Annotated in this window: 12 protein-coding genes and 1 pseudogene; 3 read left to right on the top strand and 10 right to left on the bottom strand. The window is 69.8% G+C overall.

The annotated features are described in order from the left end of the window. Nucleotides 1–18: 18 nt before the first annotated feature. The 6 genes and pseudogenes from mnhG to HQ306_RS14035 all read right to left on the bottom strand — a co-directional run bounded on the left by mnhG (nt 19) and on the right by HQ306_RS14035 (nt 6,403). Nucleotides 19–366: a monovalent cation/H(+) antiporter subunit G gene (gene mnhG, locus HQ306_RS14060; protein ID WP_027506245.1), complete on the bottom strand. Its 348-nt coding sequence runs from the start codon at nt 364–366 to the stop codon at nt 19–21. 95 nt (nt 367–461) lie between these two features. After that, nucleotides 462–713, bottom strand: a pseudogene (locus HQ306_RS14055) (monovalent cation/H+ antiporter complex subunit F); the annotation flags it as partial. Then, nucleotides 710–1,375 carry a Na+/H+ antiporter subunit E gene (locus HQ306_RS14050; protein ID WP_261769895.1) on the bottom strand — a complete coding sequence of 222 codons (666 nt, stop codon included), beginning with the start codon at nt 1,373–1,375 and terminating at the stop codon, nt 710–712. The gene HQ306_RS14050 and the pseudogene HQ306_RS14055, both read right to left, overlap by 4 nt. Beyond that, the gene (locus tag HQ306_RS14045; RefSeq protein WP_037186104.1) at nt 1,372–3,015 is read right to left on the bottom strand and encodes a Na+/H+ antiporter subunit D; all 1,644 of its coding nucleotides are present in this window, start codon (nt 3,013–3,015) and stop codon (nt 1,372–1,374) included. Before HQ306_RS14045 ends, HQ306_RS14050 begins: the two co-directional genes overlap by 4 nt. After that, a complete protein-coding gene (locus HQ306_RS14040) occupies nt 3,012–3,581 on the bottom strand; it encodes a Na(+)/H(+) antiporter subunit C (RefSeq protein ID WP_027506246.1) in 570 nt (189 codons plus the stop codon). Before HQ306_RS14040 ends, HQ306_RS14045 begins: the two co-directional genes overlap by 4 nt. Then, complete coding sequence (locus HQ306_RS14035) at nt 3,578–6,403, bottom strand: Na+/H+ antiporter subunit A (RefSeq protein WP_222632078.1); 2,826 nt, start codon at nt 6,401–6,403, stop codon at nt 3,578–3,580. The genes HQ306_RS14040 and HQ306_RS14035 overlap by 4 nt, the downstream gene beginning before the upstream one ends. A gap of 135 nt (nt 6,404–6,538) precedes the next feature. Between HQ306_RS14035 and HQ306_RS14030 the strand changes: the two genes are divergently transcribed. Next, nucleotides 6,539–6,949 (top strand): NUDIX domain-containing protein, encoded by a 411-nt coding sequence (locus HQ306_RS14030; protein ID WP_222632076.1) that lies wholly within the window; start codon nt 6,539–6,541, stop codon nt 6,947–6,949. Between the two features lie 11 nt (nt 6,950–6,960). On the opposite strand, the gene HQ306_RS14025 is transcribed toward HQ306_RS14030, so the two are convergent. Both HQ306_RS14025 and HQ306_RS14020 read right to left on the bottom strand, forming a co-directional pair. Continuing rightward, nucleotides 6,961–8,349 (bottom strand): hypothetical protein, encoded by a 1,389-nt coding sequence (locus tag HQ306_RS14025; RefSeq protein ID WP_222632074.1) that lies wholly within the window; start codon nt 8,347–8,349, stop codon nt 6,961–6,963. Continuing rightward, on the bottom strand, nt 8,346–9,596 hold the full coding sequence (locus tag HQ306_RS14020; protein WP_222632072.1) for a hypothetical protein: 1,251 nt from the start codon (nt 9,594–9,596) through the stop codon (nt 8,346–8,348). Before HQ306_RS14020 ends, HQ306_RS14025 begins: the two co-directional genes overlap by 4 nt. Before the next feature lie 67 nt (nt 9,597–9,663). On the opposite strand from HQ306_RS14020, the gene HQ306_RS14015 reads away from it, so the two are divergent. Further along, complete coding sequence (locus tag HQ306_RS14015) at nt 9,664–10,413, top strand: isocitrate lyase/phosphoenolpyruvate mutase family protein (protein WP_027506251.1); 750 nt, start codon at nt 9,664–9,666, stop codon at nt 10,411–10,413. A gap of 1 nt (nt 10,414) precedes the next feature. Here HQ306_RS14015 and HQ306_RS14010 read toward each other — a convergent pair whose 3' ends face one another. Continuing rightward, the gene (locus HQ306_RS14010; protein WP_222632071.1) at nt 10,415–12,607 is read right to left on the bottom strand and encodes an AAA family ATPase; all 2,193 of its coding nucleotides are present in this window, start codon (nt 12,605–12,607) and stop codon (nt 10,415–10,417) included. Nucleotides 12,608–12,682: 75 nt separating this feature from the next. Between HQ306_RS14010 and HQ306_RS14005 the strand changes: the two genes are divergently transcribed. Beyond that, nucleotides 12,683–13,393, top strand: a complete 711-nt coding sequence (locus HQ306_RS14005) for a type 1 glutamine amidotransferase (RefSeq protein ID WP_222632068.1) — start codon at nt 12,683–12,685, stop codon at nt 13,391–13,393. On the opposite strand, the gene HQ306_RS14000 is transcribed toward HQ306_RS14005, so the two are convergent. Further along, a complete protein-coding gene (locus tag HQ306_RS14000; RefSeq protein WP_231476405.1) occupies nt 13,390–14,244 on the bottom strand; it encodes a phosphatidylcholine/phosphatidylserine synthase in 855 nt (284 codons plus the stop codon). The two genes, HQ306_RS14005 and HQ306_RS14000, sit on opposite strands and share 4 nt — an antisense overlap. Nucleotides 14,245–14,322: the final 78 nt, after the last annotated feature.

Raw genomic sequence — 14,322 nt, 5'->3', positions numbered from 1 at the left:
TGACCAGAACGTCGATTATCAGGCTCGGTCGTTGCGCTCGTCCGCGCGCAGCTCGTCGACCATGAAGAGGTCGTCACGGCTGCTCTGCTCGCGATAGGCGACCTGGCCCACGGTGTGCGCGATGATCGGCGCCGTGAGCACCGTGAAGACGCCGACGAGGAAGATCATCCAGATGTCGACGTTGCCGCGCAGGCTGATGAACGCGCCGATGAGAATCAGGATCAACCCCACCACCTGAGGCTTGGTGGCGGCGTGCATGCGGGACAACGTGTCCGGGAAGCGGACGACTCCGATGGCCGCCGTGAGCGCGAGGATCGATCCCAGGATGATCATCGTGCCGCTGATGATGTCGAGGACGAGTGTCATGACTTCCCCTGCCGTCGGTCGCGGGACTCGTCTCCGCGGGGTGGGTGCGGGGTCCGCGCCGTGGCGGCGGCCGCGGCGCGCCGGGTCTCGGGTGTGTCGGCGACGCGGAACCGCGCCACGCTCACCGACCCGACGAAGCCCACCACCGACAGCGCGACGATGGACGGCACCAGCGTGGTGTCGCGGGAGTACACCGCCCACACCATCACCCCGCAGACCGTGAGCGCGATGAGCGTGTCGACGGCGACGAGGCGGTCGAGCGAGTTGGGGCCGGCGAGAAGGCGATACGCGGTGATGACGGCGGCGGACAGCAGCATCACGCCGGAGACGATCAGGACGACGGTCACGACCGGTCCTCCTTCCGGTCCGACCTGCGGGCGGACGAACTCTCGGCGCCGGACTTGTCGGAGTAGTCGGTGCTGATGTCGTCGACGGTGTCGGCCACGCTGTCCACGTCGGTGTCCGCCATCGATTCGATCTCGGTGGCCGGGTGCCATTCCGGGTCGCGCTCGAACGCGGAGATGAAGGCCGTCTCGTAGGCACGCACGATGGTGCGGAACTGGTCCACCGCATCGGGTTTCGCGACGTCCAGGACGTGGATGTACAGCACCCGATCCTCGCGGTCGATGTCGAGCACCATGGTGCCGGGCACCATGTTCAGCGCGTCCACCATGAACGTCAGCACCAGGTCGGACTTGATCTGCACCGGGTAGCGCAGCACCGCGTTGACGGGTGACGGTCCGGGACGGATCGCGGCCCAGGCGACCTGGACGCTGGACACCGCCGCGTACCAGACGAGCACGCCGATCAGTCGCACCACCGACAGGGGGTGCACCCGGCCCTCGACCGGAACGCGCGGGAGCGCGAGCACGGTCATCACGAACGTGCCGACCGCGAGACCGCCCAGGATGTTGGCCGCGGAGACGTTGCCCCACAACAGCACCCACACGCCGGTGAGCCATGCGAGCAACGCGGCCTTGAGGGCGACGTCGCGACTCATGAGGGTCATCGTCCTCCCTCCGCCGGTGCGTCGCGTCCGTCCGCGTAGGTGACGGGATCGTCGACGGTGCCCAGCACGGCCGAGATGTAGACGTTGCGGTCACGCAGGTCGTCGGCGGCGCGGTCGCTGATCCCGATGAACGGTCCGGCGAACACGGTGAGCGACAGTCCGACGAGCACCAGTCCCACCGTGGGGACGAGCATCCCGACCGGCATCCGGCCCGGATCGACGCGGCTGTCGAAGTCGACGTCGTTGGCGTTGTCGAGCAGCGCGGTGGGGGAGTCGTCCGACATCTCGCCGTCCGGGGCGTCGGCGCGGGCGCGCCAGAACGCCTTCGTCCACACACGGGCGACGACGTAGAGCGTGAGCAGGCTGGTGATCGTGCCGCCCGCGACGAGGACCCAGGCCAGCACGCTCGCCTTGTCCGCACCGGCCTGCAGCAGCGCCACCTTGCCGATGAAGCCGGAGAACGGGGGGATGCCGCCGAGGTTGAGCGCGGGAACGAGGAACAGGATGGCCAGGAGCGGGCTGGCCGCGGCGAGACCACCGAGCCGGCGCAGCGACGACGACCCGGCCTGGCGCTCGATGAGACCGACCACGAGGAACAGCGTGGTCTGCACCAGGATGTGGTGGGCCACGTAGTACACGGACCCGGAGAGACCGGCCTTCGTCGACAGCGCGACACCGAAGATCATGTAGCCGATGTGCGAGACCAGCGTGAACGAGAGCAGACGCTTGATCTCGCTCTGGGCGATGGCACCGAAGATGCCGATGACCATCGTGAGCAGACCGGCGACTAGCAGCACGTTGTCCATGGCGCCGTCCGGGAAGAGCAGCGTGTGGGTCCGGATGATCGCGTACACACCCACTTTGGTGAGCAGGCCCGCGAACACGGCGGTGACCGGCGCGGGCGCCGTCGGGTAGGAGTCGGGGAGCCAGGCCGACAGCGGGAAGACCGCGGCCTTGATGCCGAACGCGACGAGCAGGATCGAGAAGATCGCGAGCCGCGTGCCCTGCGGGATGTCGTCGAAACGCAGCGCGAGCTGGGCGAAGTTCAGAGTGCCCGTGGCCGCGTACGTGGCGGCGATGCCCGCCAGGAAGATCATCGACGAGACGACGGAGACCATGACGTACGAGACGCCGGCACGCACCCGTTCGGCGCTGGCACCGAGCGTCAGCAACACGAACGACGCGACGAGCAGGACCTCGAACCCCACGTACAGGTTGAACAGGTCACCGGCGAGGAACGCGTTGCACACACCCGCCGTGAGCGCCAGGTACGTCGGTAGAAAGATCGACACCGGCTGATTGGCGTCACCGTCGCGGATGCCCTGCCCGACGGCGTAGACGATGACGGCCAGCAGCACGATCGACGAGACCACCAGCATCAGAGCGGACAGGCGGTCGACCACCAGGGTGATGCCCATCGGCGCCTCCCACCCGCCGACCTGCAGCGCGGTGGTGCCGTCCCGGTCCGCCAGGTAGAGCAGGACGCACGAGACGGCGGTCACGGCGACGAGCGCGACGATGGTGACCGCCCGCTGCGCGCGTGGCTTCCGACCGAGCACGAGGCACAGGGCGGCCGCGAGCAGCGGGATGAGGACCGGGAGCGGGGTGAGGGTTCCGATGATGGTCGGCGACAGCGTCATCGGGAGTCACCCGCCGGCGTGGAGACGTCGTCCCGGTCACGGAACTTGCCCTCGTGGAGATCCTCGTAGCACTCGAGGTCCTCGCGGTTGGCGATCTGGTCGAGAGGAATCGGGTTTCCGTCCTTGTCGAAGGCGTCTCCGGCCTCGCCGGGCTCGCCGGTGATCGGATCGTCGGACTTGTCGCGGTCCGGAGCGTCCGCGAGGCTGCGACGCGTGAGCACCTTGGTGTCCTCGGGGTCGTTCTCGACGACGTCCGCGATGTTGATCGTGTACGACCGGTACGCCAGGGCCAGCACGAAGGCGGCGATGCCCATCGTGATGACGATGGCCGTGAGGATCAGGGCCTGCGCCAACGGATCCGCGTCACCGTCGGCGACCTCGGACACGCGTCCGACCACGGGTGGATTGCCCGACCCACCGCCGGAGGTGAGGATCAGCAGGTTCAGCCCGTTGCCCATCAGCAGCACGCCGAGCAGCATCCGGATGATGCTGCGTTCGATCAGCAGGTAGACCCCGGCCGCGATCAGCGCGGCGACGACCACGAGCATTCCGATGTTCGCGGTCACTGGCGGCTCATTTCGATCTGCGCGTCGAGGCGCGCTCCGAGGCTTCGAAGGACGTCGAGAACCAGTCCGACGACGATGAGATAGACACCCAGGTCGAAGAACAGGGCGGTCACCATCTTGATGTCGCCGAGGATCGGGAGCGTCACCTCGAAGGTGGCGGACGACAGCACCGGTGCTCCGAGGAACAACGAGGCAAGGGCCGTACCGCCGGCGAACAGGAGGCCGATGCCGAGAATCTTCCCGGCGTCGAACGGCACCGTCTCGCCGAGCTCGTAGCGGCCACCGGCGAGGTAGCGCAGCACGAGGGCGAGGCCGGCGGTGAGTCCACCCGCGAAGCCGCCGCCGGGCGCGTTGTGGCCGGCGAAGAAGAAGTAGATGGACAGCATCATGACCGTCGGGAACACCAGGCGAGTGGTGATCTCGAGGACCAGGACGCGGTGCTTGGGGTCGATGAGATCGCTGCCGCTGAGCCACGTGATCTCGGACGCGACCTGCTGGCCGTCCATCGCCGACGGGGCGTCGGACACGCGCGGCGCACTGCCGAAGCGACGATTGCGGAACACCAGGCTGGCGACGCCGGTGGCCGCGACGAGCAGCACCGAGATCTCGCCGAGGGTGTCCCAGGCGCGGATGTCGACCAGGATCACGTTGACCACGTTGCTACCGTCACCGAAGTTGTACGCGGCGTCCGGGAGCAACTCCGCGATGGGGCGGGTGCTACGTGCGTTCATCGCGAACGCTCCCACCAGCGTGACCGTGATGCCGACGAGCACGGCCAGGGCAGCGCGTGCAGGCTTGCGGCCGAACGCGCGCCCCTCGTCGATCTCCGCCGGCAGCTTGCGCAACACGAGAACGAACACGACCAGCGTGAGCGTCTCGACGAGGAACTGGGTCAGCGCGAGGTCAGGCGCACCGTGCACCGCGAACAGCACACCGCAGCCGTAGCCGGTGACACCGACGAGCAGCACCGCTGCCAGACGGTTCCTCATCACCACGGCGCCGATCGCGGCCGCGACCATGATGGCGCCCACGATGAGCTGGATCGGGGAGTCGGCGAGACGACTCTCGACGCCGGTACGGGTGTAGACGATCAGCGACACGAGCGGGAACAGAGCGAGGGTGGCGAGGATGGTCGCCTGCGTGCCGGGAAGCGAACCGCGCTGGGTGGTTCCGGTGAGGCGCAGCGACAGCAGGTCCATCAGGTAGAGGACGCGGTCGTACACCCGGTCGGCGTTCAGCGGCACGGCCGGGACCGTTCGCGCGATCGCCTTGTGCACTCGGTAGAGCAAGACGCCGACGAGGATGACGACGACGGTCAGACCCAGCGGGAGGTTGACGCCGTGCCACAGCGCGAGGTGGTAGTCCTCCGCGCCGTAGGACGGCAGGGTCTTGCTGTACGGCGCGATCAGGGTGTCGACGACCGGCGCGGCGAGGCCGGCCACTAGTCCGAGGACGGCGAGCAGCACGGGCGGGAAGAGGAAGAACCATCCCGGTGCGTGCATCGAGGCGACGGCGGCGCTGGGCTGCCGCAGCTTCTTGCGACCGAAGGCGCCCCACACGAAGCGCAGGCTGTAGGCGACGGTCAGGATCGAGCCGACGACCATCGCGGCCAGCACCAGCGCAGACGAGAGCGGACCCATCGCGTCCGAGTCGAGCGTCGACTCGAACGCGGTCTCCTTGCCGATGAAACCGAGGAACGGCGGAAGGCCCGCCATGCTCGCCGCTGCGATCACGGCCGTCGCGGCGAGAACGGGTGACCGGTCCCCGAGATGCGCGAGCTTGCGCACGTCTCGGGTGCCGGTCGAGTGGTCGATGATGCCCACCACCATGAACAGCGCGGCCTTGAAGAAGCCGTGGGCGAGGACCATCGCGAGGCCCGCGAGCATCGCCGTCCGCGAACCGATGCCGACGATGGCGACGAGGAAGCCGAGCTGGCTCACCGTGCCGAAGGCGAGCACGAGCTTGAGGTCGTATGCACGCAGTGCGCGGTAGCCGCCGACGAGCATCGACGCCAGACCGAGCGTGAGGATGGTGAAGCGCCAGGGCCCGGCGTCGGCGAAGCCCGGTGCGAGACGCGCCACCAGGTAGATGCCGGCCTTGACCATCGCCGCGGCGTGCAGGTACCCGCTGACGGGTGTCGGCGCGGCCATGGCGCCGGGCAACCAGAAGTGCAGAGGAACGATGGCCGATTTGCTCAGCGCACCGACCAGGACCAGGACCAGGGCGGTGCCCGCCAACCAGCCGCGCGGAGCCGCCTCGATGACGTCGGAGAGGTTGTAGCTGCCCACCATCTGGCCCAGCACGATGATGCCGACCAGCATGGCGAGACCGCCGGCCGTGGTGACCAGCAGAGCCTGCGTCGCGGCACGTCGGCTCGAGGCGCGCTCGGCGTAGTGCCCGACCAACAGGAACGACAGCACCGTCGTCAGTTCCCAGAAGATGTAGAGCATCAGCATGTTGTCGCTGGTGACCAGCGCGAACATGACTCCGGCGAACGCGACGAGCTCCGCGGCGAAGATGCCCAGACGGGGCTCGTCGTCCTCGAAGTAGCGAGCGCAGTAGAGCAGGATCAGTGCGCCGATGCCGAGCACCAGCGTGGACATGACCGCGGCCAGGGAATCGAAGCGCAGATCGATGTTCATGGAGAGTCCGGGGACCCACTCGATGGACAGTCGCTGCTCGGTGTTCCAGTTCGCGGCCACCCACACGAGCGAGGCGGCCGGCACCGCGGCGAGCGGAAGAAAAGCCTGTCGTCCCCACAGACGCACGAGAAGCGGCGCGATCAGCGCGGCCACCGTGTGGGCAACGAGAATGGAAAGCAAGAGGCACTCCGTCGTAGACGTCGGGGCGGCGGGGTGTCGGACGCACGAGACGTCGTCCACTCCATACTACCGGTGCGGGTCCACGCCCTCTCGGTCAGCGATACCCACCCCCGGTACGGGTATGGTCTCCGGGCGATGACCGAACCACTGCGCACCGCCGCCCTCGCCCTCGTCCGTGACGGCCGGATGCTGCAGGCCCGGTCGGTCGGCAAGCGTGCGTTCTACATGGTCGGCGGCAAGATCGATCCCGGTGAGACACCACTCCAGGCGCTGCACCGCGAGGTGCGGGAGGAACTGGGCGTCGACGTCGTCGAGTCGTCGGTACACCTGCTGTGTGTCGTCGAGTGCCCGGCGTTCGGCGACCCCCTCGGCCGTGATCTGCACATGACGTGCTTCTCCGCCGACCTCGCCGGCGAACCTCGGGCCACCAGCGAGATCGCTGATCTGCGGTGGTTCACCGTCGCCGAGTACGCCGCCATGCCGGACGTCGCGCCGGGATCGATGCGTGTCTTCCGGCACCTCCAGGCGCAGGGCCTGGTGATCTGAGCAACCCGTGCTCACGCATGGGGTGCAGGGGGCTCGGCGTCCGGCTCGGGGGCATCTGTGCGCCGGGACAGCCACACGATGCGCAGCGTGCAGAGCGCGGCGACCCCGAGCAGGAGGTAGGCGGAGGTGTGGTCGGTAGGAAGCGGCGGAAGCGAGATGCCCACCCCGGCATCCGGGCGAGCGTTGTCGAGCAGCTGATCGATGACAGCCTGGTCGAGCGACTCCAGCCCCGCGTACGCCGCCGGTACCGGCGCCGCCGCAGCGACGAGGATCGCGAGCCCTGGCAGCGCCGCCGCCAATGGCCGCACCGTCGCGTGCGGATCCGCGGTGACGGCGGTCAGGGCGATCGGAACGAGCGCGGCCACCACCCCGAGTGCTGCCGCCGATACCTCGTCGACGCTCACGAGGGCAGCGCCCATCGGCAGCGCGGTGAGTGCCAGGGCGGTGAGCCACGACGTGATGCGTCCGACCGGGAGCCGCCAGGCCAGGACGGCGCCGAGGACCAGTCCGACCACGCCCACCACGGTGAGCAGCCGGGAGTCGAGCAGGGTGCGGGCGCCCACGTTCCACATCGCGACGGCAGCGGCGGTGACGAGGATCGCGACCAGCACCGTTCGTGCATCGGCCGACTCCCACCGTGCGGCGACGCGGTCCACGACGACGAGTGCCACGATCAGCACGACGATCGCCTTCCACAGTGCGTACTCGCCGGTGCCGACGATCTCGACACCCACGCGGCAGACGACGGCGACGATCACCGCGTAGACGGTGAGCCGCACCAGTTCGCGGGCGGTCGGGTCCTCGTCGGGATCAGCGGCCGGTCGATGCAGAACGGCGGCGGCGATGCACGCCGCGAAGGCGGAGCCGATCAACCACCAGGCCGGTTCGCCGAACACACTGGTGCTGTCGAGACGCGTCGCCACGAAGGCGGCAGACGCGGCGGTCGTTCCGACGGAGGCGAGCAGCGTTCCGCCGAGCACGCCGGTCGCGAGGGCCACCCATCCGGCGGCGGATCGCCGGGTGGCGTGCAGGACGAGGCCGACCAGGACGCCGGCCGCGCACGACTTGACAATGTGCAGTGCGGTGAAGACGGCCAGGCTCGCCGCTTCGGGAATCGCCACCTTGGTGAAGGCGAGCACCACGACCAGCAGGGCCGCACACACCCAGGGGGCGATGCGTGTCGGCATCCGCAGTCCGACGGCCAGCGCGACGGTGACCACCACCAGCACCTGCCCGACCACGGTGGCGGTGGACTGGGTGGACGACCACCCGGTCAGATCGTCGACGGTGGCCGCGAACGGCCACGTGTCGCTGCGCGGGCCGGACCACGCGAGAGCGCCGAGAGCTCCGACGAGCGCGGCTGCGAGGAGTGAGGCGGCGAGGGCGATGTGGTGTCTCACCCGCGGCGCCGTCGGATCAGTTCGGCGCCGACGGCGCACAGAGCGAGGCAGGTCACCGTCACCAGTGTCCCTGCCGTGGGCTCGGTGAGGGTGACGGACCCCGACTGCAGGGTGAGGGGCGTGTACGCCGTCCAGCCGAAGTCCGCCGAGATCGGGGACGAGGGCATGGTCGTCAGAGCGAGGGGGACGAGCAGGCCGGCGCCGACGACAGCGGCGGGTGACGGCACCTCGACGGACGCGGCGCCGGCCCCGACGACGGCGCCGGTCGCGAGCGCCGCCGCGATGACGGCCACTCCGGTGAAGGACGTCCCGAGGTGGATCGCCGCCACCACGGCCGCGCAGCACAGGATGGCCAGCGGTGTGCCCACCGCGGGTCGTGCACGGGCGCCTGCCGCGGCGCCCACGGGGCAGGCGAGTGCGACCCCGACGACGAGGAGAAGGGGGAGGGCCGTGGTGCCCGCCGTCGTGAGGACGACGACGGAGGCCGGCCGCGTCGACAACCACAGCACGGCGCCCGCGACGACGAGGACGCCGCCGCTCGGCAGTGCCAGAGCGACACCGACGAGCACCAGCGTGACGACGATCGTCGACACCGACCACGCGGCCGTCGTGGTCACCGCGCCCAGCCCGGCTGCTCCGGCGGCGGCCGTCAGGTTCGTGACCAGCACCGGGACGAGTCCGACGAGGGCGACGATCACTGCCGTCAGGGCGGTGCGAGTCGAGGAACTCCGGGACGAGCGCTGCGTCCTCGACTGCAGACCGATCGCGAGCACTGTCACCACCATCGCGGCGACGAGTGCGATGGTGCGGGACGTCGTCGTGTCGGTGTCGACGTAGGAGGCGTAGCGCCGCGGTATCGCGACGACGGTGATGCTCAGGACCAGAGAGACGGTCGACGCGACTCCGAACGCGGCGACCCACAGGCGTCGGACCGAGGCGAGGACCGCGAGCACGCCGAGGACGACGCCACTGCCGAGCGCCCCCAGCAGGGACAGGGCGGCCGAGGATCCGAGAGTGCCCAGAACCAGCGCTGCGCCGCCGACGGCAGCGAGGACCGCGGGTGCGGCTCTGCTCGATCGTCCCGTGAGCAGCGCGGCCACGGCCACGGCTGCCACCACCGCTGCGGGGCCGTTGCCGGTGTCGGCGACGAGATCGGGCGACGTCACGGCATGCACGGCGGTGCCCGCACCGACGACGAGGGCGATCGGCGTCGACACGGCGTCGAGACGTCCACCGGATGCGCTCACGCGGCGAACCTATCGGTCTTCATCCGGTTTCGGGAATCGACAGCGGCCCCCCTCGGTTGCCCCGAGCATGACACTCGCAACGAAGGCCACGACCCTCCTCGAACTGCACGTCCCCGGAAACCCGGTGATCCTTCCGACCGTCTGGGACGCCTGGTCGGCGAACCTCGCGGTGAGCGCGGGTTTCACTGCCCTGACCGTCGGCTCGCACCCGGTGTCCGACTCGATCGGCAAGCCGGACAACGAGGGCATCACCTTCGACGAGTTGCTCACTCGCATCCGCCAGATCACTGCCGCCGTCGACGTGCCGATCTCCGTCGACATCGAGTCGGGCTACGGCGAGGACCCGAAGCGTCTCATCGAGGGACTGATCGACGCGGGTGCGGTGGGCCTGAACATCGAGGACACCGTGCACAGCGAGGGCGGCCGTCTGCGTGAGGCGCAGGAGCACGCCGACTTCGTCGGTGCACTGCGCGCAGCCTCGGATGCCACCGACGTCCACGTGGTGATCAATGCCCGTACCGACCTCTTCGTCAAGCAGATCGGTGACGAGAACGATCGCGTGGATCGCGCCATCGCCCGCCTGAAGCTGGCGGCCGCTGCCGGTGCCGACGTGCTCTACCCGGTCGGCTTCCACAGCGACGACGATCAGAAGCGACTCACCGCGGAGCTCCCGTTGCCGGTCAACGCCATCGGCCACCCGGTGAAGAACTCGAAGTCCGCCCTCGCGCAGCTGGGTGTCGGCCGTGTCAGCTTCGGCCCGATCTTCCAGATGGTGCTCGCCGAGCGCGCGAACGAGGTGCTCGCCGACTGGGCGTGACCTAGTCCCTCGTGCTGTAGGCCTCGAGAGCGGCCACCTGCACCGGATCGAGTGACGGCCGGACGGCGTCGCGCGCAGTCGCGACGTCGTCCGCTGTCACGACGGCGGTGTCGACGTCGCGGCGCATCGCGGCGAGAGCCGCCTCGCGCAGCAGTGCCGCACAGTCCGCGGCGGAGTACCCGTCGAGATCCTCGGCCAGAGAGTCGAGATCGACGTCGTCCGCCAGCGGCACCGAGGCTCCGGCCGTCGCGAGGATCGCGCGACGCGCCTCGGCGTCGGGCGGCGGTACGAACACCAATTTCTCCAGTCGTCCGGGCCTCAGCAGTGCCGGGTCGATGAGCTCGGGCCTGTTGGTCGCGCCGAGGATCACGACGTCCTGCAGCGGCTCGACGCCGTCCATCTCCGTGAGCAACGCGGCCACCACGCGATCTCCGACGCCGGAATCGCTGCTCTGCCCGCGGCGCGGTGCCAGGGCGTCGACCTCGTCGAGAAAGATGAGCGACGGTGCCGAGTCTCGTGCTCGCCGGAACAGTTCGCGGACGGCCTTCTCCGACGAGCCGACCCACTTGTCCATCAACTCCGCGCCTTTGACGGCGTGCACGCTGAGTTGCCCCGAGCTGGCGAGTGCCCGGACGACGAACGTCTTGCCGCACCCCGGCGGGCCGTAGAGCAACACGCCCCGCGGCGGCTCGACACCGAGCCGCGCGAAGGAGTCGGGATGGCGCAGCGGCCACAACACCGCTTCGGTCAGCGCACGCTTCGTCTCCACCATGTCGCCGACGTCGTCGAGGGTCAGGCTGCCGACCGCGAGTTCCTCGGTGCCCGACCGGGAGAGTGGCCGGATCACCGACAAGGCCCCGACCAGATCGTCCTGTGTGAGAACGGGATCGGCCGAGTCCCGGTGGGCACGCACCGCGGCCCGGACGGCTGCCTCCCGGCACAGGGCTGCGAGGTCCGCGACGACGAATCCGGGTGTGCGCAGGGCGATCTCGGCAGGGGTGATCTTCCGGGTCGGAACATCACGTAGCAGCGCCTCGAGCAACGCGGCGCGCTCGACCGACCCCGGAAGCGGGAGTGCGAGCTCGCGATCGCACAGATCAGGTCCGCGCAGACGCGGATCAGCGGCGTCCGGCCGTGACGTCGTGCAGATCAGGACGGTTCCCGGTGTCTGCACCACCTGTCGCAGGCGATCGAGGACGAGAGTCGACACCGGATCCGCCGCAGAGCCCCGTCCGTCGGCGGACAGGGGGAGCAGCGCATCCACGTTACCGACGAGAAGCACTGCACCGGTGGGACTGTCGGTCAGTCGATCGGCCGCGGCGACCACCGCGGCCAACCGGTCCTCGGGGGCGAGCGACCCGACCGACGGACCGTCGATCTCCACCAGCCTGCGACCGGCGGCGACGGCGCGGACGAAGGTGGACTTGCCCACGCCGCCCGGCCCGGTGACCAGGACGCCGAGCTGGGCCGACGCGCCGAGAGTGCGGAGCAGCTCGGGGCGATCGAGCGAGAGTTCGAGCCACTCCGTCAGTTTCGCCGCCTGGTCGCGTACACCGACCAGGTCGTCCACCGGAATCACGGGCTGGGGCGGAGCCTCGACGGGTCGGGGTGTCGCGCGGTAGTTCGACTGTCCGCGGGCAGCGGCGCCGCGCGTCACGGCCGTCGTGGGCTGGATGCTGACGATGCCGGCCGGGTCGGTCGACGTGACGGTGAGCAGTTCGGTGGTCCACGCGACACCGACCGTGCGCGAGAGCGTCTGCGAGACCGACGCGGTGGAGGTGCCCGGCCCCAGGTCGCGGGGCAGGAGCGACACGGCGTCGCCCGCGACGACCACCTTTCCCAGCAGTGCTCGGCGCAGCGTCGCGTCGTCGAGCGCGGTGGTCGTCGCGGATCCGTGCACCAGGACGGTGCGTGCCGCCTGCACCGAGACGGGAGCGACGACGACCGACGCGTTCTCCGTCAGTCCCGCGTTCGACATCGTCACGTCGTCGAGCAGCACGGTCCCCGTGGGCGTTCCGGCCGGTGCCTGTGCCACCACGGTGGCGGTACGCCTCGCGCCGATCAACTCGACGGCGTCCCACTCGCGCAGTCCGAGCGCGGTGAGCACCTCCGCGTGCACACGGACCACCCCGCGGCGGGCATCGGCGGCGGAGGTGGTGAGGCGAACGGTCAGGGCGAGATCGGGGGTGCTCACTCCCCGAGCCTATCGAGCCGACCGGCCCGGGCTCTCGCTCCAGCGTGTGCAGCCTGGCCCGTTTATGCTGCGCGCATGACCCGTGCCGCCCTCGTCTTCCACGAACGTGACCACGCCCTCGGCGTCCGGAACGTCGGCTCGATCGGCCCGGCTCTCCGCGATCGCGGATTCGAGACGACGACCTTCTCGTTCGAGGGTGACAGCCGCGATGCGGACCGGCCCACGGCCTCGTCGTTCGACCTGATCGTGCTGATGGGCTCACCCGACGCCGCCTACGACGATGCGCTCCCGTGGCTGGCGGAGGAGATCACCTGGCTCGGTGATGCTGTCGCGCAGCGCGTTCCGGTTCTCGGTGTGTGCTTCGGTGGTCAGCTGCTCGCGCGGGTGCTCGGCGGGACCGTCACACGTGCGGCCGAGTCGGAGCACGGATTCGTGACCGTACGGACGGAGTCCGACGAGCTGATCCCGCAGGGTCCCTGGATGCAGTTCCACGACGACACGTTCACGCTCCCGCCGGGCGCCGAGCCGCTCGCGACCACGGCGGCCGCACTGCAGGCCTTCGTCTCGGGACCGCACATCGGTCTGCAGTTCCACCCGGAGATCACGGTCGACGTGTTCGAGTCGTGGATCGAGGGGTGGGACGCACGGGGAGTGCGGGCGGAGGTGGAGGCGAGTGTGGACGTCCCCGCGATCCGCGCGGAGGTCGCGCGCCGGGAGCAGGCCTCCATCGAGGCCTGCTCCCGGTTGATCGACGCGGTCCTCGCTCGTGCGGGAGTGTCCAGCTAGATCTCGTCGCGGGGCGGGACGTCGGCTGCTCGGGCGCTCGGTGACCGAAGTCGGAGCCGAGCCGAACTCGCCGTGGCGCGGGCGGGACGCCGCCGCCGCGCGATACCGGTGCGTGCCGGGCGGTCCTTGCGCATCGCTCGTCGTACGGCCCGTCGCTCGGCGGGCTTGGCCTCCCACGTCTCGGGCCGCGCGGCCACCCATCGCTGCGACCGCACCGCGAACGGGATGTGGAGCAGATACAACACGATCAGTACCATGAGCAGCACGAACGGGAACGTGATCAGTGCCGCGCCCGCCAGGCCGACGAGGATCAGCAGCAACGTCGCCATTCTCGGCGGAACCGAGACGGTCTTGAACGCCATCGTCGGGATACGGCTGACGATGAGTAGGGCCGACAGCACCACCCAGGTGGCGACGACGTAGTACGAGGACCACCAGCCGTTGCCCCACTGCTCCTCCGCAGCGAGCGGGAGGAGTGTGACCAGGGCCCCCGCCGGAGCGGGGACACCCACGAAGTACTCGCCGGCGAACGCGGGCCGGGAGTCGTCGTCGAGAAGTGTGTTGAACCGGGCGAGGCGCAGCACGATGCTCACCGCGTAGATGAGGGCGATGACCCACCCGCCGCTGCTGCCTTCGAGGAGCGTCACGTACAGCACCAGGGCCGGCGCGACGCCGAAGGAGATGGCGTCGGCGAGCGAGTCGAGCTCGGCTCCCATCCGGCTGGTCGCGTCGAGCATGCGTGCGATGCGACCGTCGAGGGCGTCGAAGACGGCGGCTGCGCCGATCATGGCCAGCGACAACCCGAGTCGACCGTCGAGCGCGAACTTCACGGCGGACAGTCCTGCGCACATCGCCAGCACCGTGACGGCGCTGGGCAACAGGCGGACCGCGCCCTGGCGGCCGGTGGACTCGTCGGCCTGCTCGCGTGC

It is taken from the genome of Rhodococcus sp. BP-160 (assembly GCF_019836205.1).
Taxonomy (GTDB): domain Bacteria; phylum Actinomycetota; class Actinomycetes; order Mycobacteriales; family Mycobacteriaceae; genus Rhodococcoides.
The sequence above is the reverse complement of the archived record's forward strand: the minus strand, read 5'-3'. Positions and strand labels throughout refer to the sequence as shown.